This window comes from Acidobacteriota bacterium, from assembly GCA_016196035.1.
GTDB lineage: Bacteria > Acidobacteriota > Blastocatellia > RBC074 > RBC074 > JACPYM01.
On sequence record JACPYM010000074.1, the window covers coordinates 49,871 to 65,612 of the forward strand.

A 15,742-nucleotide genomic window follows, 5' to 3' on the forward strand; every position below is an offset into this window, starting at 1 on the left:
AGAATTGTCACTGCGCAAACAAGGTTAGGTTTTGTTGACCTCGAAAATCAGTTTGAGCAATTGATCTTCCAACTCGCGCCAGGTTTTTTGCGCATCGGTGCGGTATTTCGGATTGCTCAGGTCAACGGCCAGGCCATGTCCTGTGACGCTTGCTTTGAACCCGTAGTAAGTATCCTGAAGACTGTTCCATTGGCGTAGGAGAGGCGGCTGATCGCCAAAATATTCAATTGCCTTCCTGGAAACTGCAAGCAGGTTGGATAACTCGCGCATCAGGCGGTTCAGTTTGCGGCGCTGCTCATCATCAAGCTTTCCGGTGTCGCAACAAACCGAAAACTCGCTGAAAATTTCCTTGCCTTTGCTTTGGAAGTCGCGCAATTGCTCAATGACAAACCCTTTCTCGGCCCGTTGTTCGTCGGCGCGCTGCCGCGCGTAATGCGTAATCAGCAACGCGACGATCAAAGTCACCCCAAGCTGAAGCAAGGGGAGCAGGTCAAGCTCTTCTTTGAATTTTACCGGGATCCGCTGGCGCACCAGCAGGGCGGCTAAGAATCCAGCCACAAACCAAGCCAGATAAAATGGCCGCTTACCGCCGAGCAACGTCCCGGATATATTTTTTAATTTCATCCACTAGCAAAGGTTCGTCAAAGCATTGTAATTCCAGTTGCGACAGCACGCGCGGCACGCCGTATTCCCGCGCCAAGCCACCAAAAGCTTCTTCCAGGAAGGAGGTAGCATAACCCTCCGCGCCATCCAAATTCACAAAGAGCTTTCGCCCTTGTTCCAGTGCTTCTTTGAATCGTGGCTTCAGGAGTTTTTCTCTAAATTCCTCGCCAGAGTGCGGGCCATCTTTTTTATAGCGCGCTCCCGGGAAACGCGAGAATTCCTCCGAAATGTTAATGATGATCAGAGGGGATGCCTCAACATGTGGCATTGAAACCGCTAATTGGTTGTCCGTATTCATGTTTATGTTCATGTGGCTACCTCAATCAATTTTCCTGCTGGTGAGGCTATTTCCCAGTACCACAAAGTGCCAACGAACTCAGTTTTTAATGACCTAAGATCGTTCGTACCAACCTTGGCAAATACATCGTTCGTAATCACAGTGAGGTTTTCGACTTTCTCTTTCATCGACAGTTCATAAATCATCGGAATGCCCTTCCCGCGATTTTCCAGACCGGTGCTCGATCTAAGCTGCCCCCTGAGAAGATTGCTAAGAAAATCAAGGTTGTCTTTAATGCCCAAGCGCTGGGCAAATTTCTTCAATCCGGTCATGGTCTCCCCAACACTACGGAATATTCCTACGCCGTTATCAACGAAGGTAAAGCACGTGCGGTTCCGGTTTGGACAATAGGCCGATGTCCACCACTGTTCGGCATGCTCCCTTTGCCCTTTGGCGTGATTGTGAGTATTAGCCATCAACTCAATCAGTATGCGATAGAGGTCTTGATGCTGTTGATCCTGCCCATAAAGCTTCTCCATTGCAAAACTCTTCAATGAAGCGGCAATTTTTGGCTCTACACGGTAGTTTTGTTTACGAAAGATATTGCCAGCGTCATTTGACCGATAGACTGGCACATTTAACTTCAAGTACTCGCAAATCCCCGAATCCAAAAACATTTGCCTTTGCTTCGGGTCCTTTGGGAGCCAGCCGGAACTTGCGGTCTTACGATAGCGCGGATCTGCCAATACGCTTATGAATAAAGTGAGCGCTTCAGGTGTTTGCGCAACAACACTTTCGTGATTTACCTCAATCTTCCCGTGCTCGTGCAATTCACGTCTGACTTCAGCAATAAACTTGCAGAAGCCTTCAGGGTTATCCAACAACGAAAAGTTTTCTGGGGCCTGTAAGTAGTGCGGCTTGAGACGCGCAAAACGCCTCAGTGTTTTAACTCGGCCTCCTTGCTTTGGTGAATGCCCTGGGACACGCGCACCCCATTCGCCTCGGCGTTTCAAATACCGCTTCTGCCTAATTCTCATTCCCTCTACCCACTGTGAGGAAGTGTAGAGCTTTTTCAATTATCTAAGTACCTCCTATCTGCTGATTCAAAGACGGTGCCGCGCATTATAGTCCTCAAGCTCAGTAAATACCCAATTACCACTTGATCTGCATTGCGTCGCGCACCTCGCCCATCACCTGTTGGGCTTCTTCCCGTGCCTTGCGCGAGCCAGTCAAAATGATGTCCCGCACCTCGTCCTGATGCGCGCGGTAATACGCCAGCCACTTCGTAATCGGCGCCAGGTGTTCGATCAACGCCTCGGCCAGCGCCCGCTTGCGATCCACACAGCCGATGCTGGCGGCGCGGCAATCCGTGTCGAACTTATCCGCCACTTCGGCGGGCACGAACATGCGGTGCATCTGGCACACGTCGCAGGCTTCGGGATGGCCGGGGTCAACGCGTTTGACGCGCGTGCGGTCGGTAATCATCTGGCGCGTCTTCGCGCGAATCGTATCGGGCGCGTCGCCCAGTTCGATTGTGTTGTTGTAGCTCTTCGACATCTTGCGCCCGTCGGTGCCGGTCAGCTTTGGCGTCGCGGTCAGCAAGGCTTCCGGTTCGGGGAAGACCGCGCCGTAAAAGTTGTTGAAGCGGCGCACGATCTCGCGCGTCAATTCGACGTGCGCGACTTGGTCAATGCCGACGGGCACGTAATGCGCTTTGTACATGCAAATGTCGGCGGCTTGCAGCACTGGGTAGCCCAAAAACGCGTAGTTGCCCAAATCCTTGTCGGTGATGTTTTCGCGCTGCTCTTTGTAGGTCGGCACGCGCTCCAGCCAACCCAGTGGCGTGACCGCCGAAAAGTAGAGGTGCAACTCGGCGTGCTCCGGCACCAGCGATTGAACGAAGATGGTTGAGGTGTTCGGATCAAGCCCCGCCGCCAGCCAATCGGTCACCATTGCCAGCGTATTGGCCTTGATCTGCGACGTGTCGGCGTAATCCGAGGTCAGCGCGTGCCAGTCCGCGACAAAATAAAAGCATTCGTATTGAGCTTGGAGTTTGACCCAATTCTTGAGCGCGCCCTCGTAGTTGCCCAGGTGAAGCTTGCCGGTCGGGCGCATACCGCTAACGATTCGTTTCATTGGCTCATTCTTGCCGAGATGCCTTTTGTGTGCAACCCGCAACCTGGGTACGCACCGCTTCCAGCGTGCGGTCTCGGCGGCGAACGAACTGATGCCGAAGGAAAACCCTCCGGTATCAAGCGGGCTGACGCCGAGTCCGCACGCTGGAAGCGGTGCGTACCCAGGTCGTGCAATCAGCCTGACGGGCACAACTCGCAAATCAACAACTCCATCTGCAACTGCGGCGTCGCCAGCGAAGATTTCAATGCCACGTCCGTCGCGGCAATCCGCGCGATGGCTTTCAATAATGTATTGATGTCGGCCTTGCGCGCCCGCTCGTTCAGATACCGCACCGCGTAAGGCGACATGCCGACGGCCTTGGCGATTTCCTCCTGCGCGGCGTTCTGGCGCATCAGTTCTTTGGCGAGCAGCAGATTGCGGTAGCCGCGCGCCAGTGCGCCCAGCATCATAATCGCCAGTGTTTGCGGCGCTTCCGGCGGATTGTCGAAGATGTGACCCAACAGCCGCAAGGCCCGCTCGCGCCGCCCATCCAGCAGCGCATCGGTCAATTCAAAGTTGCTGTGTTCGCGCGTGTGCACCACCAGCGCGTCAATTTCCGCCTTGCCGATCCGGCCTTTGCCACCCACAAAACAGATCAGCTTTTCCAACTCGTTCGTCAGCCGCTGCAACTCGACGCCGACCGTGCCGATCAAGTAGGACGCATCGCTCATCTCCATCGCACAGCCGTTGCGTTTGACGTAGTCGAGCACCCAGCGCGGCGCACTTTCCTTTTCATCCAGCGGATCGAAGTTGACGACTGTCGCCGTCTTGCGCAGCGCCGTCGCAATCGCGCGCCGGTTGTCCAGCCCCGCGCTGACAAAGGCCAGCACTGTCGTTTCGCCCGGCGCGCGCAAGTAATCTTTGAGCAGTTCCAACTGCCGGTCGTCGTTGACGGCTTCAAAGTCGGTCACCACCACCATGCGCCGCGCTGAGATCATCGGGTACTGGCGCGCCAACGCCAGCGCCTTGCCCAAATCGCCATCGCTGACCGAGATGCGCGCAAAATTGAAAGCGCGCATCCCTTCGTCCACTGCCGCTTCCAGCAAGCGATTCACCGCCTGTTCGCGCAAGTAAGCCTCTTTGCCTTCGAGCACGTAGACGGGGGACAGCTTGCCCGCGTTCAGATTGCGGTCGAATTCGGCTTGGGCTTTGAGCGGATCAACTCCGGCTTGTCTTTTCATAACCTCAAAACCCTTCCAAGATCGTCGTCAGCACACTCTTCGCAAAATCCCTTGCCACGCGATCCACCGCTGGGCCTTCTTCGCTGAAGAACTGTTTCGGGTCAATCGAGATGTCGTACTGATCGCGGAAGATGAAATTCTGATTGTCGTAAAGAATCTTGTTTTTGGTCTGATCGCGCACGGTCAGCGCCACCGTGATGATGACTTCAAACACGCGCGCGCGCCCCAGATCATCCAGCACCACCGGGCGAATGAAGAATTGCTTGATCGTCCCCTGCATCACCGCATCGGCGCCTTTTGGGTCTGAAACTATTTCCAGGGCACGCGCCCGCCGCAAGGCTTCATCCACCATCGCGGCGGTAAAACGCTGTTCGACCTTGAAGCGCAAGGCCTGATTCTGAAAGGCCGGAATCGCCAGCGTCTTGATGTGTTTCGGCAAAGCGTCACCGCGCCCGGCGGGTTTGTAACATTCGGTAAAACTGCTGGTCGTCAGCAGCAATAAACAAAGACAAAACAACTTTGAAAATCGTGTCATACAGCTTTCCAGGAAACTACCGTCAAGCATTGCGAAGAACGTCTTCCACCAAGCCACACGAAGAGCGCACGAAGACTTGCAGGTTCAACGTTCTTCGTGCGTCTTCGTGTGGCTTAGTGGAAGGGCCGCTCACTCTGCCAGCCCATTCTGCTTCAACAACTCCAGCGCCCTATCCGCCAGCTTGATCAAATGCGGATGCGCGCGATTGCCGTTGGTCAGGATCGCAAAGCCCAGCCGCCGCGTGCGGTTGCCCTGCAAAAATGCGGTGTAGCCGGGCACGCTGCCGCTATGCGCGAAAATCTTGTCGCCGCCGCGCTCCTCGACCCACCACGTCAAACCGAAACCCGCCTCTTTGCCGCCCCATAGATTTTCAACCGGGCCGGGGAATTGCGCGAATTGTTTGGTCAGCATCTGCGCGTGGGTCTGCTCGCCGATGACGCGGCGGCCTTTGAACACGCCGCCGTTCAGATTCGCAATCAGCCAATTGGCCTGATTGGCAATCGTGCCGTAAACGAGGCCCGCCGGCCAAACGCTCGCACGCAAGCGCGGCGTGGCTTTCAATTCGCTGGTTTTTTCATCAGGCACATACGGCACTGTCAGCCGCTCGTCCATATCCGGGCGCGGATTGAAGGCCGTGCTCTCCATTTCAAGCGGCTCAAAGACGTGCGTTTGCACGTAATCTTTGAACGGCGCGCCCGACAGCCGCTCGACCAGATAGCCGATCAGCGAAAAGGCCAGGTTCGAATACTCTTCTTTTTCGAGCGGCGGACGCTGCACGCGCAACGACGCGCGCAGGTATTCTTCCAACGCCGGCGGCGCTTTGTCGGCCCACAGCGGAAACGGCCCGAAATCGGCGGGCAGGCCCGAAACATGCGTCAACAAGTGACGAAAGGTGACGGGCTTGGCGGGGTCTTCGTTTTTGATTTTGAGGTCGCCGAGATATTGGTTGACCGGGTCGTCGAGTTTGAATTTGCCCTGCTCTTGCAATTGCAACAGCGCGACGGTTGACATGGCCTTAAACGTCGAACCGATCAGATAGACCGAATCGAGCCGCGCGGGCGTTTTCGCCCAGAGATTGCTGTAGCCGTATGCCTGTTGCCAGACGATTTTGTCGCCGACGACCAGCGCGACCGTGCACGACGGAATCTTGCCGGCCTCCATCGCGGCCTTGATTTCCGGTTCAAGCGCGGCGACGACCCGTTCAAGGCTCAGTTTGGGCGCGGGGGCCTGGGCAAAAACTGTAACTGTGACTGAAAGGGCGACAAGGGTAAGGCAGCTTAACACTCTGGCGCGTTGCAACATTGATCCTCCTGACGAATTGAAATTCAGGGTCAGGAGTCTAGCATTAGTCCCTGGCAGAAGCAGCAGGCAACAAACCAATCTTCCCACGCGGCGCGGTATGGTTTGTGGACAGCCGGGTTGGCAGGCGGCACGTGAGGAACTGACGCGTAAACTCTCTTCAAGCCTCGAACAGCGCGCTGAGTTCCTGATAACTCACGGCTTCTTTGGCAAACGTGAAGGTTCCGTGCTGCTGCATCTCGCGGGCCGCGCGCAAAAAAGCGCCGTAAGCCGCGCGGGTCAGCGCACTGCCGACGCTAATGCGCTTGACGCCAAGGGCGGACAATTCGGCCAAGCCCAGTTGCACGCCTTGCAAACCCATCACGACATTCACCGGACGATCTACTGAACTCACCACGGCCGCAATATCTTCTTTCTTCGTCAGGCCAGGTGCGAACAGCACATCCGCGCCGGCTGCTTGATACGCCTGCAAACGATTGATCGTGTCTTTTAGATCAGGCGGTAAATCAGGTTGTCCGAACAGGAAATTCTCTGCGCGCCCGGTCAGCGTGAACGGGAACGGCAACGCGCGGGCCGCCTCTGCTGCCGCGCGCAGGCGCTCCGCCGCATGTTCCAATTCGTAAAGCGTCTCGCCGGGACGATTGCTGGAGTCTTCGATAGAGCAGCCGACCAGCCCCGCCGCCGCTGCCAGCTTGACGGTTTCCGCCACCGTCGCGGGGTCATCGCCGTAACCGTTTTCGAGATCACCGCTGACAGGCAAATCGGTGGCCGCCGCAATGGCCGCCACGTGCGCCAACATCCGGTCGCGGCCCACCCGGTTGTCGCATTGCCCGACAGAAAAAGCGTACCCGGCGCTCGTCGTGGCCAGCGCTTCAAAGCCCAACTGCGCCAGCAACCGCGCGGTGCCAACGTCCCAGGGGTTGGGAATGATAAACGCGTGATCGCGTTGGTGGAGCGCCCGCAAGGCCGCTCCTTTTTCAGCTTGTGTCAACATCGTGCGCCTCTGCATCAGCAGAAATGGTTCAACGGGATTGACAGAATTCATCCAGCAAGACGAAATGATACCTCTCCGGCATTCCTGAAAACCCTGTCAATCCTATGCCCATCTTCGCTGCGCTGTTTTAAGCCGCCGCCGCCAGATAGCGCGTCTTCAAAATATCCACGTGATACAACTCGTGCCCGGCGATGATGTGCGCCAACGCGCGGGCCGTGATTTCGTGTTCGCTGGCTGTGCCGCGCCGCAGCCATTCGGCCTCGGTGAAAGGCTGGCAAAGCTGGAGCGTGGCTTGGCGCACGGCGGCGAATTCGTCAAGCAGGCTGGCCAGCGTGCGCGCATTGAAATCAGTGCTGGCGACGTAATCGTCCTGCTCAAAGCCGGCCAGCGGCGTTTGGTCATTGCGCCCGATGCGCAACAGGCGATAGGCGAAGATGCGCTCGGTGTCGTTCACGTGGCCGATTAATTCCTTGATCGTCCATTTGCCCGGCGCGTAAGCGTGCCCGCCTTGCGCCTCGCTCAACGTGTGCAACAGCGTCAGCGTTTGCTCGCCCTGTGCTTGCAAGGTCACGGCGATGTCGCCCGCCGGGACGAGTTCGACATATTTGCCGTAATAAGGTGCGTATTCGTTTGCTTCAGGTTTCACTGTGTTTCTCCTTCTTCGAGTTTCATGGTGAAGTGGTAAGCGGCAATCCACCTCCGCTGGGTAAAATAAAACGGTGCGCGTCCTCTTTCAGCCATTCAATGAGCGCCTCACCATTGCCGCGCGACCGTTGTGTAGACGATCTGCCAAATCGTCCCGCCCGTTTCTGGAACGCCACATTGAAATCCGATCTAATTGAAGAATGCGCGTAATGCGGCTGGCCCGTAGGCTTGGAAGCAAAGCATTCTCCATTCTTCATTTTCAATTCTTCATTCTGCGGCAGAGACAATACTGGCACTGGACCTTTTTGCCTAAGAATGAAGAATGACGAATTGAGAATGACCGTGGCCCAAGGCTGACAGGGCTGCTACATTACGCACACTCTTCATCTAATTCGAGCAACTTCTCCATCGTGAAAAGCGGCGTGCCGCATAATTCAAGCAGATCATCACTCGTCCGCACGAAGCCGAAGCGTTCATACAACCAGATGGCGTTCGTGAGAAAAGGCGTCGTGCTCAGATGCATTCGTCTGAACCCGTGGTCTCTGGCATAGGCTTCGACATTTGCGAGCAAGGCGTTCCCGAGGCCTTGCCCGCGCGCCTGCGGGTGAACGGCCATGCTGCGCAGATACAAGCCATGCGTTTGCGGCACGGCGGCAATTGTCCCCGCCAACTCGTGCGCCAGCAGCGCCACCCACACCGGGCCTTCGTGCCAACGTTGCCGAAGCTGCTCCGCGGTGGGCGTGGTGGCCGCAAAGGCTGCCGGCGTGTAATGCGGTTCGTAGACAAGAAACGCCTGCCGCAAGAGCGCCGCCACCGCTACGGCTTCGGCCAGTGTAGCGGCGCGCACCAAAAGCTTTGACGGTTCGGAGAAAGTCATCCCGCTCTTGTTTATGACAAGGCCGCGCGCAACTGCCGTATCTGCTAGGCGTGCCCGCGCGCCACCCGGGTTCATAAGACGCGCGGCCAATCGTCATGCCGCCGATAGGCGCCAGGTCAAAGCGGCCTTTCGCAAACACACGGCTCTTGTCCGGCCCTTCAAAGCGTTTCAAAATCACTTCCAGCATGTGCTTAGCTTCCCTTGAGCTGCTCCTGCCTCAAGCTGCTCCTGCCTCAAGCTGCTCCTGCCTCAAGCTGCTCCTGCCTCAAGCTGTTCCTGATTGACCACGAACACGGCGACTTTGCGGCGCGGACGGCGCACCAATTCGCCGCCGCAATTTGGACAGATCGCCTGCATAACCTCTGTGCAAGCCGGGCAGAAGGTGCATTCATAGGTGCAAATAAACGCCTCGGCGCGCAAACCTAAAAAACCTTCGCAACGCTCGCATTTTGTTTTCATTTCCAAAGCCATCGTCTTGCTCTCTCAACGCACCGCAATCTCTTCGACTACCGACCAGGTCGTGCGCCCCAAGTCGGCGAAGTTTTCCAAGTCGCGCGTCGCCGCCTCACCTGCTGGCGTGGCCCACGCGGCTTCCATTGCCGCACGGCTCTCGAAATATAACTCGCTGACCACATCCCAGCCGGGAGGCTTTCGAGTGGGATCGTCGTCAACGAAGTTCTGCACATATTTACGCAACCCCGGCAACTGTTCCGCCAGCGGGCCGTGCACTTCACGAAAATAACGCGCAAATTCGGCGTGGCTGAAATCGGCGCGCCGATACACCACCACGATGAATTTGATCATCCGCTGCTCCTGCTCAATTCCGCCAGACGTTTTTGCAACTCGTCGCGCCAGGCCGCCGACAGCGCCGGGCACGCAGCCAACACCTGCATCGCCGCTGCATCCTGCCTGCCGCGATAGATCACGTCGTTGGCTGCCGCAATCGTCCATTCGGGATGCGGGCGTTCGACCAGTTCAATCGACATACCCGCCTCGACCGCGCCTTCCTGGATGACGCGCAAGTACCAGCCGGTTTTGCCGGCGGCGATAACTTGGGCGGCGAAATCTTTCAGCCGCCAACGCCGCGCCAATTTCGCGCAGGGCTGGCGTGGTTGCGAAACCTGCAAGACCGCGTCGCCGATGCGATAGACATCGCTGATGCAAACTTCGCTTTCATCCAAGCCCGCGGTCGAGAAATTTTCGCCGAATGCGCCGAACTGCATATCCAGTTGCAAGGCCACGCGCCAGTGCGCCAGATGTTCTGATGGATACACATTGACGGCCTTGTCAGGGCCGCCGTGAAAGCGGCGATTGGCGACCTGATCGCCGACGAGCGTCGTGCGGCTCAACCAGACAGAACCGGCGACCGGCGCGCGGAAGATCGCCGTGCGCCACTTTTTTTCGTAATAGTCCGCCGCGTCTTTGTCGCCGTAAGTGCGCGGCTTGCCGAGCTGGAGCGAAAGCAATTTCATAATCCGTCGAACCTTGCCGTTGCGAGCCAGGCTGTTGCGAGCCAGGCTGTTGCGAGCCAGGCTGTTCGCGTGACACTTATGAGGCACGCGTGAAATCCATAATCCAGTTGGTCTCCCAACTTTTGCCGCCGTCCGGCGAGAACGCCTGCTCCCAACGAGGCGCCTCCGCGTTTGAAGCGTCCCATAGAAACCTTACGCGAATGGGCTGTCCGGCGAGGATGTCTTCCGCATAGAAAGTCCCGATGCCTGCTTTGAATGACCCGACGACGGGAACATCGAGTTTGCCAGGGCTTCTACTGTCAAGCCACCAGATTGACCAGGTCTGAAGGCCGGCATCGTAGGAGCGCAACGTAACGGCGCGATAGGTGCCAGCGGGCAACTCAAGCACGTTGTCATCCATGTTCCCGAAGCCGCCCAAAATCTTTTGTGCGACACAGCTTCCTGGAAAGGTCGTCCATTCGGTACACCCCGTCAGCCGCTCGTTTAACCGCCGGTGTGTGACGTTCCAACTTCCGATGTAAAAGTCGAAATCGGTTGGGATCATTGGGTCGTCTTTTTTTGTCATCGGAGCGCCTCTCGCGGAATAGAAAATTCGTTTTTAGATCGGTTTTCACTACGATGTACGGGAAAACCGCGCAGCGAGACAGTACCGCGCGCGTCAGCAAGCGGAGCTTTGGTAATTTAGCCAATGGTGCCAGCTTGACACACGCCGCTTGCTCACGCGCGCGGTACTGTCCCAGCGTCAACTGACTCCCGTAAACGCCATTGCAAACCGCTCTAAGACCTGCCGTAACTCGCCACGTGCGCGGGCACGGGCGTGCCGGGCGCGAGTTGCGGGTCGGCCAGGGGCGTGCCCGTCACCATCTGCAACGGCAAGACGCCCGCCCACACGGGCAGCGCCAAATCTTCTTCGTCATCCACGGGCGGGCCGGTGCGGATTTTGGCCGAAGCCTCGGTCAACGGCAACACAAGCACCGTCGTGCCTTTCAATTCCTGTTCATTCGGTTCGCGCACTTCGGCCCAACGGCCCTGGATGACGTGTTCGGTGAAGGCCTTGAGCGCGGCCATTTTCTCTGCCGCATCTTCGACCACGCGCGCTGTGCCGAAAATCACGACCGAACGATAGTTGATCGAATGATGAAAGGCCGAACGCGCCAGCACCAGGCCATCGGTCAGCGTCACTGTCACGCACACCGGAATGCCTTGCGCCAGTTGGCGCTGCATCCGGCTGGCCGCCGAGCCGTGGATGAAAAGCTGATCGCCCACGCGCCCGAAACTGGTCGGGATCACGAAGGGCAGACCGTCAACCACGAAACCGACGTGACAGACGAAGGCTTCGTCGAGAATGCTGTAAACGGTGGCGCGGTCAAACACGCCGCGCTGTGGTAAGCGTTTAAGGGTGGTGTTGGGTGTCGGATGAAAAGTGCTCATTCTTGCTGTCTCTTTCGGTTACGAATTTCGTGGTTTGAGAATCTCGACTTGCTGCGGAACCTTGAGCAACGCGACACAGCCGTGCTGCGACCAGACCGCGTGTACGCCGTTGGGCACGGTGTAAAGATAATCGCCCGCGTGCAAATGATCTTTGCCCAGTTTCAAATCGCCTTCGAGCACGAAGACCTCTTCGCCGCCGGGATGATTGTGGGCGGGATAGGTCGCGCCCGCCTCGAATTTCAGCAGGATCGTTGGCGCGCGTTGCGTCTCGTGATCAAAGAGCAATTCCTTGATGTAAACGCCTCTCACGCCGGGTTCGCCCAAAGGCCGCCATTCCACTTGCTGACTGCGGACGAGGCTGGTCGGGTTGACGGGTTGTGTTGCGGTAGCTTCAGTCATGGTTCTTCTCCTGCGTTGATTCCGTTTGTATGATGCTGGTGCAACACACCGTAAAGCTCATCGAATTGACGCCGTGCCTTGCCAGGCCGCAGAGACAGCGCGCCCCTTCGCCAGATCATCAACCACCAAAATCAATTGGTTTTGATGATCGCTGTAAACAACTTCGATATTGACGCCGGCCTCAGCCATGCGGCACGCGAGTTGACCTAACTGACCGGGTTGTTCCTGGTTCAAGTGTTGCACCAGAACTTCACGATCCGCCAGCACCGTGATACCTGCGGCTTCAAGCGCGTGGCGGGCGGCGCTTGCGTCTGCAACCAAAAAGTGAACGATGCCTTGCCCCGCGAACACAAATCCGCCGCCGCCTTCAAGACTGACCCCCGCACGGCCCAACGCTTCGCCCATCTCCGCCAACGCGCCAGGGCGGTGCGCCAATCGAATTGCCAAATCTTTCATGTGAATTCGCTCCCTTGCATGCCAGGTCGCAGATTAAGCGGGCCAGACCGGCTCGCAGCGCATCTCCGTTTTCACGGAGTTTGCGAGGTAACATTCCGCGTGCGCCTGCTCGTGCAAGGCTTGAATGTCGGCATGTGTGGGGAGACGGTCGCCTACGAAAGCCACGCGGGGCCGCAGCGTCACACACGTCATTACCAGCCGGCCCATTTGATCTTTGCCCATCACGCCCATTGCGGCATCAGTGTAATGGTCAACGCAAAATCCCCGCTGGGCCGCCAGTGAAAGGAACCACAGCATATGACAACTCGACAGCGCGGCCACAAAAGCTTCTTCCGGATCAACCGCGCCCGCGTCGGCGTAAGGCAGCGGCACCACATGCGGCGAGGCCGAAGCCGGCACTTGAACACCGCCGTCAAACGTCCAGATGTGCCTGCGACTGTAGCGATTGTCCGTAAAGAGTTGGGCGCCACGTTCCCACTGAACCGTGGCTGTATATTCACTCATGGGTTCTGCCTCCCGTCAGGCTGCGGCGCGCTGACCGTTGCTTGAGCTTTCCGAACAAAAAAGCTACCATTCAAAGTGGCCTGCCGAAAGGGCCAATTTTGCATTTTTTGACCAGTCCACTTGAAAGGCCGTCTGCATGGAACTTGCCGTCAATCTCAACACCAGCGCGCCGCAACCATTGCATCAGCAGCTTTACCAGGAATTGCGCCGCTCGATTTTGAGTGGGCGCTTGAGCGCCGGGCAGCGCATTCCTTCAACCCGCGCGCTGGCGAAATCACTGGGCCTGTCGCGCGCGACCGTAACCCAGAGTTATGAACAACTCGCCAGCGAAGGTTATCTGCAAACCGCTATCGGTTCGGGCACAACCGTCAGCGCACAATTGCCGGATGAGCTGTTGCAGGCTGCGCCAGTCAAACCAACCACGACCAAAGCGGCGCGGCAGGCCAAACCGAAAGCCCCTCCGCAGATCAAACTGTCGAGCTATGGCACCAGCGTGCTTGCCTTCGCCCCTGAGCCTGCGGAACCCGATCTACTGTTCAATTTCCGCTACTGCCGCCCCGCCGTAGATCATTTTCCCATCGAAGCATGGCGGCGGTTGCTGTTGCGGCATTGCCGCGCCGGTCAACACGAGTTGCTCGATTACGCGGCGGGTGGCCAAGGCGATCCCGCCTTGCGCGCGGCCATCGCGGCCTATTTGGCGCGCGCGCGGGCGGTCAATTGCACGCCTGATCAAGTCATCATCGTCAACGGTTCGCAACAGGCGTTGCATCTGTGCGCGCAGGTTTTGGTGGAGCGTGGCGAAACGGTCGCCATCGAAGAGCCGGGCTATTTGGGCGCGCGCCACGCCTTCTTGACGCACGGCGCGCAGTTGCATCCGGTGCCAGTGGACGAAGCCGGATTGCAATTGGAAAGCCTGCCGCAAACAAATGCAAAACCGGCAGCGAAACCGGCGGCGAAACTGCTTTACGTCACACCTTCGCACCAATTCCCCACGGGCGCGGTGCTGTCATTGCCGCGCCGGTTGGAATTGCTGGCCTGGGCCGAACAAACGGGCACGCTGATTTTGGAAGACGATTACGACAGCGAGTTTCGTTATGGCGGGCGGCCCATTCCGGCGTTACAGGGCTTGGCGCAAAACGCCAACGTCATTTACATCGGCACGTTTTCCAAAGTGCTCTTCCCCGCCCTGCGCATCGGCTATCTCGTCGTGCCGCCCGCGTTGGCTGATGTTTTTGAAAAGGCCAAGTGGCTGGCGGATCGCCATACGCCCGTGCTGGAACAACGCGCGCTCTGCGACTTCATCACCGAAGGCTATCTGGAACGCCATCTGCGCCGCATGCGCACGCTTTATGATCGGCGGCGGCAGAAGCTGGTCAGCGCGCTGCAAACGCAATTCGGCGAACGTGTGACGATCATGGGCGCGAACTCGGGCATTCATTTGATGGTGCGGTTGCGCAGCAAATTGAGCGATGCAGAAGTCATCCGGCGCGCCACTGCCGCCGGTATCGGCTTAATCTGCGCGCGTATTTATTACCTGGGCGCGTGCCGGGGCGATGAGTTCGTCATCGGCTATGCGCCGCTGAGCGAGCGCCGCATTCAGGAGGGCATCAAGCGCTTGGCCAAAGCGTTACTTTGAAAAAAGCCAGAAACTTCTTGCCAGTCGGCGCAAATTGAGTAGTATTTACGCCGTTGCCAGGCCAAGCGGTATGAAATCGAGCCTGGCAGCTTCCACAAAAAACAAACTAACGTAGCCCTAACAAAATCATTTTGGCCTGCGCCACAGGCGACAACTGCAACAAAGGTTTCCGCGAGCGTGGTTAGCACACTCATCACAACACACCTCTCATGATTGTCATTCCCGCGATTGATTTGCGCGGCGGGCGTTGCGTCCGCTTAACCCAAGGCGTGGCCTCCGCCGAAACCGTCTACGCCGAAAACCCCATCAAGGTGGCGAAGCGCTGGTGCGAAGAAGGCGCCCAGATGTTGCACATCGTCAACCTGGACGCCGCCTTCAACGTGGACGACCGCGAGAACCTGAAGGCGCTCGAACGCATCCTGCTCGAAGTCAACGTGCCGGTGCAATTCGGCGGCGGCGTGCGTTCGCTCGACGACGTGCGCGCGATTGACGACCTGGGCGCGACGCGCATCGTCATCGGCACGACGGCGATTGAAAACCCACAGTTGCTGAACCAGATCATTGACGAATTCGGTTCGACCATCGTCGTCGGCATTGACGCGCGCGATGGCATTGTGGCGCTGCGCGGCTGGGAGAAAATGTCGAATATCAAGGCCATTGATTTCGCCCAAAAGGTCGCCGACATGGGCGTCACGCGCATCGTTTACACCGACATCGCCCGCGACGGCATGCTCACGGGCATCAACCTCGAAGCCACCCGCGCCATCGCCGAAGCCAGCGGCATTCACGTGACAGCCTCGGGCGGCGTGGCGACGCTGGATGACATTTATGCGGTAAAAGAGTTGGAAGAATTCGGCGTGGATAGCGTGATCGTCGGGAAGGCGCTTTATGAAGGCGTGTTTACGCTGGAAGAAGCGTTGGAAGCGGCGGAGGATTAGCCAGACACTGACAAGTTCATCTTGCAGCAAAGCCCGACCGAATGTGTTGGGCTTTGCTTTCTGTGTCGCCCGTTTGTATCAAGAAAAAGCTTCAATACTTATTGAGCTGCGATAACTTAATGGCTCATGTGTAACCAGTTTGCATCGTTGCTGTCCGGCACATTCGTCGAATGAGCATCGCATTGATGCGTTTGGCGTTGTACATGGCTTCATAGGTCGCCACGTAGTCTTTGAGATAACGCTTGTGGACACCGCGAAAA

At 57.5% G+C, this 15,742-nt stretch carries 21 protein-coding genes; 2 read left to right on the forward strand and 19 right to left on the reverse strand.

What is annotated here, in order from left to right; all coding sequences use genetic code 11:
• Positions 1-24: 24 nt before the first annotated feature.
• The 18 genes from HY011_22610 to HY011_22695 all read right to left on the reverse strand — a co-directional run bounded on the left by HY011_22610 (position 25) and on the right by HY011_22695 (position 12,908).
• Entirely contained in the window at positions 25-624 is a 600-nt protein-coding gene (locus HY011_22610) for a hypothetical protein (GenBank protein MBI3425728.1), read from the reverse strand.
• On the reverse strand, positions 584-931 hold the full coding sequence (locus HY011_22615) for an STAS-like domain-containing protein (GenBank protein MBI3425729.1): 348 nt from the start codon (positions 929-931) through the stop codon (positions 584-586). Before HY011_22615 ends, HY011_22610 begins: the two co-directional genes overlap by 41 nt.
• Before the next feature lie 38 nt (positions 932-969).
• A complete protein-coding gene (locus tag HY011_22620) occupies positions 970-2,016 on the reverse strand; it encodes a hypothetical protein (protein ID MBI3425730.1) in 1,047 nt (348 codons plus the stop codon).
• 76 nt (positions 2,017-2,092) lie between these two features.
• Positions 2,093-3,076: a tryptophan--tRNA ligase gene (gene trpS, locus HY011_22625; GenBank protein ID MBI3425731.1), complete on the reverse strand. Its 984-nt coding sequence runs from the start codon at positions 3,074-3,076 to the stop codon at positions 2,093-2,095.
• Positions 3,077-3,249: 173 nt separating this feature from the next.
• Positions 3,250-4,296, reverse strand: a complete 1,047-nt coding sequence (holA, locus tag HY011_22630; protein MBI3425732.1) for a DNA polymerase III subunit delta — start codon at positions 4,294-4,296, stop codon at positions 3,250-3,252.
• A gap of 4 nt (positions 4,297-4,300) precedes the next feature.
• Complete coding sequence (locus tag HY011_22635) at positions 4,301-4,831, reverse strand: LptE family protein (GenBank protein MBI3425733.1); 531 nt, start codon at positions 4,829-4,831, stop codon at positions 4,301-4,303.
• Between the two features lie 129 nt (positions 4,832-4,960).
• Positions 4,961-6,133, reverse strand: coding sequence for a beta-lactamase family protein (locus HY011_22640; protein ID MBI3425734.1), 1,173 nt, complete (start codon positions 6,131-6,133; stop codon positions 4,961-4,963).
• A 157-nt stretch (positions 6,134-6,290) separates the two neighbouring features.
• Complete coding sequence (locus HY011_22645) at positions 6,291-7,124, reverse strand: isocitrate lyase/phosphoenolpyruvate mutase family protein (GenBank protein ID MBI3425735.1); 834 nt, start codon at positions 7,122-7,124, stop codon at positions 6,291-6,293.
• A gap of 127 nt (positions 7,125-7,251) precedes the next feature.
• Positions 7,252-7,770 carry a DinB family protein gene (locus HY011_22650; protein ID MBI3425736.1) on the reverse strand — a complete coding sequence of 173 codons (519 nt, stop codon included), beginning with the start codon at positions 7,768-7,770 and terminating at the stop codon, positions 7,252-7,254.
• Between the two features lie 369 nt (positions 7,771-8,139).
• Positions 8,140-8,646: a GNAT family N-acetyltransferase gene (locus tag HY011_22655; protein ID MBI3425737.1), complete on the reverse strand. Its 507-nt coding sequence runs from the start codon at positions 8,644-8,646 to the stop codon at positions 8,140-8,142.
• A gap of 249 nt (positions 8,647-8,895) precedes the next feature.
• The gene (locus HY011_22660; protein MBI3425738.1) at positions 8,896-9,117 is read right to left on the reverse strand and encodes a DUF1272 domain-containing protein; all 222 of its coding nucleotides are present in this window, start codon (positions 9,115-9,117) and stop codon (positions 8,896-8,898) included.
• Between the two features lie 12 nt (positions 9,118-9,129).
• Positions 9,130-9,450: an EthD family reductase gene (locus HY011_22665; GenBank protein ID MBI3425739.1), complete on the reverse strand. Its 321-nt coding sequence runs from the start codon at positions 9,448-9,450 to the stop codon at positions 9,130-9,132.
• Positions 9,447-10,118 (reverse strand): MOSC domain-containing protein, encoded by a 672-nt coding sequence (locus tag HY011_22670; GenBank protein ID MBI3425740.1) that lies wholly within the window; start codon positions 10,116-10,118, stop codon positions 9,447-9,449. The genes HY011_22665 and HY011_22670 overlap by 4 nt, the downstream gene beginning before the upstream one ends.
• A 76-nt stretch (positions 10,119-10,194) precedes the next feature.
• The gene (locus HY011_22675) at positions 10,195-10,683 is read right to left on the reverse strand and encodes a DUF1579 domain-containing protein (protein ID MBI3425741.1); all 489 of its coding nucleotides are present in this window, start codon (positions 10,681-10,683) and stop codon (positions 10,195-10,197) included.
• A gap of 212 nt (positions 10,684-10,895) precedes the next feature.
• A complete protein-coding gene (locus tag HY011_22680) occupies positions 10,896-11,549 on the reverse strand; it encodes a pyridoxamine 5'-phosphate oxidase family protein (protein ID MBI3425742.1) in 654 nt (217 codons plus the stop codon).
• A gap of 18 nt (positions 11,550-11,567) precedes the next feature.
• Positions 11,568-11,948 carry a cupin domain-containing protein gene (locus HY011_22685; GenBank protein MBI3425743.1) on the reverse strand — a complete coding sequence of 127 codons (381 nt, stop codon included), beginning with the start codon at positions 11,946-11,948 and terminating at the stop codon, positions 11,568-11,570.
• A 57-nt stretch (positions 11,949-12,005) separates the two neighbouring features.
• Entirely contained in the window at positions 12,006-12,404 is a 399-nt protein-coding gene (locus HY011_22690) for an amino acid-binding ACT domain-containing protein (GenBank protein MBI3425744.1), read from the reverse strand.
• A 33-nt stretch (positions 12,405-12,437) separates the two neighbouring features.
• Positions 12,438-12,908 carry an OsmC family protein gene (locus HY011_22695; protein ID MBI3425745.1) on the reverse strand — a complete coding sequence of 157 codons (471 nt, stop codon included), beginning with the start codon at positions 12,906-12,908 and terminating at the stop codon, positions 12,438-12,440.
• Positions 12,909-13,044: 136 nt separating this feature from the next.
• Between HY011_22695 and HY011_22700 the strand changes: the two genes are divergently transcribed.
• Both HY011_22700 and hisA read left to right on the forward strand, forming a co-directional pair.
• Complete coding sequence (locus tag HY011_22700) at positions 13,045-14,544, forward strand: PLP-dependent aminotransferase family protein (GenBank protein MBI3425746.1); 1,500 nt, start codon at positions 13,045-13,047, stop codon at positions 14,542-14,544.
• Positions 14,545-14,753: 209 nt separating this feature from the next.
• Positions 14,754-15,482 carry a 1-(5-phosphoribosyl)-5-[(5-phosphoribosylamino)methylideneamino]imidazole-4-carboxamide isomerase gene (gene hisA, locus HY011_22705; GenBank protein ID MBI3425747.1) on the forward strand — a complete coding sequence of 243 codons (729 nt, stop codon included), beginning with the start codon at positions 14,754-14,756 and terminating at the stop codon, positions 15,480-15,482.
• Between the two features lie 124 nt (positions 15,483-15,606).
• On the opposite strand, the gene HY011_22710 is transcribed toward hisA, so the two are convergent.
• Positions 15,607-15,742, reverse strand: a 136-nt coding sequence (locus HY011_22710; protein MBI3425748.1) for a hypothetical protein, incomplete at its 5' end; no start/stop codon positions are given.

What these genes read in the sequence shown, in the direction of transcription:
- HY011_22610 (MBI3425728.1), bottom strand. Translation starts at nt 624, where the DNA reads ATGAAATTAAAAAATATATCCGGGACGTTGCTCGGCGGTAAGCGGCCA.
- HY011_22615 (MBI3425729.1), bottom strand. Translation starts at nt 931, where the DNA reads ATGCCACATGTTGAGGCATCCCCTCTGATCATCATTAACATTTCGGAG.
- trpS (MBI3425731.1), bottom strand. Translation starts at nt 3,076, where the DNA reads ATGAAACGAATCGTTAGCGGTATGCGCCCGACCGGCAAGCTTCACCTG.
- holA (MBI3425732.1), bottom strand. Translation starts at nt 4,296, where the DNA reads ATGAAAAGACAAGCCGGAGTTGATCCGCTCAAAGCCCAAGCCGAATTC.
- HY011_22635 (MBI3425733.1), bottom strand. Translation starts at nt 4,831, where the DNA reads ATGACACGATTTTCAAAGTTGTTTTGTCTTTGTTTATTGCTGCTGACG.
- HY011_22640 (MBI3425734.1), bottom strand. Translation starts at nt 6,133, where the DNA reads ATGTTGCAACGCGCCAGAGTGTTAAGCTGCCTTACCCTTGTCGCCCTT.
- HY011_22645 (MBI3425735.1), bottom strand. Translation starts at nt 7,124, where the DNA reads ATGTTGACACAAGCTGAAAAAGGAGCGGCCTTGCGGGCGCTCCACCAA.
- HY011_22655 (MBI3425737.1), bottom strand. Translation starts at nt 8,646, where the DNA reads ATGACTTTCTCCGAACCGTCAAAGCTTTTGGTGCGCGCCGCTACACTG.
- HY011_22660 (MBI3425738.1), bottom strand. Translation starts at nt 9,117, where the DNA reads ATGGCTTTGGAAATGAAAACAAAATGCGAGCGTTGCGAAGGTTTTTTA.
- HY011_22665 (MBI3425739.1), bottom strand. Translation starts at nt 9,450, where the DNA reads ATGATCAAATTCATCGTGGTGGTGTATCGGCGCGCCGATTTCAGCCAC.
- HY011_22670 (MBI3425740.1), bottom strand. Translation starts at nt 10,118, where the DNA reads ATGAAATTGCTTTCGCTCCAGCTCGGCAAGCCGCGCACTTACGGCGAC.
- HY011_22675 (MBI3425741.1), bottom strand. Translation starts at nt 10,683, where the DNA reads ATGACAAAAAAAGACGACCCAATGATCCCAACCGATTTCGACTTTTAC.
- HY011_22680 (MBI3425742.1), bottom strand. Translation starts at nt 11,549, where the DNA reads ATGAGCACTTTTCATCCGACACCCAACACCACCCTTAAACGCTTACCA.
- HY011_22685 (MBI3425743.1), bottom strand. Translation starts at nt 11,948, where the DNA reads ATGACTGAAGCTACCGCAACACAACCCGTCAACCCGACCAGCCTCGTC.
- HY011_22690 (MBI3425744.1), bottom strand. Translation starts at nt 12,404, where the DNA reads ATGAAAGATTTGGCAATTCGATTGGCGCACCGCCCTGGCGCGTTGGCG.
- HY011_22695 (MBI3425745.1), bottom strand. Translation starts at nt 12,908, where the DNA reads ATGAGTGAATATACAGCCACGGTTCAGTGGGAACGTGGCGCCCAACTC.
- HY011_22700 (MBI3425746.1), top strand. Translation starts at nt 13,045, where the DNA reads ATGGAACTTGCCGTCAATCTCAACACCAGCGCGCCGCAACCATTGCAT.
- hisA (MBI3425747.1), top strand. Translation starts at nt 14,754, where the DNA reads ATGATTGTCATTCCCGCGATTGATTTGCGCGGCGGGCGTTGCGTCCGC.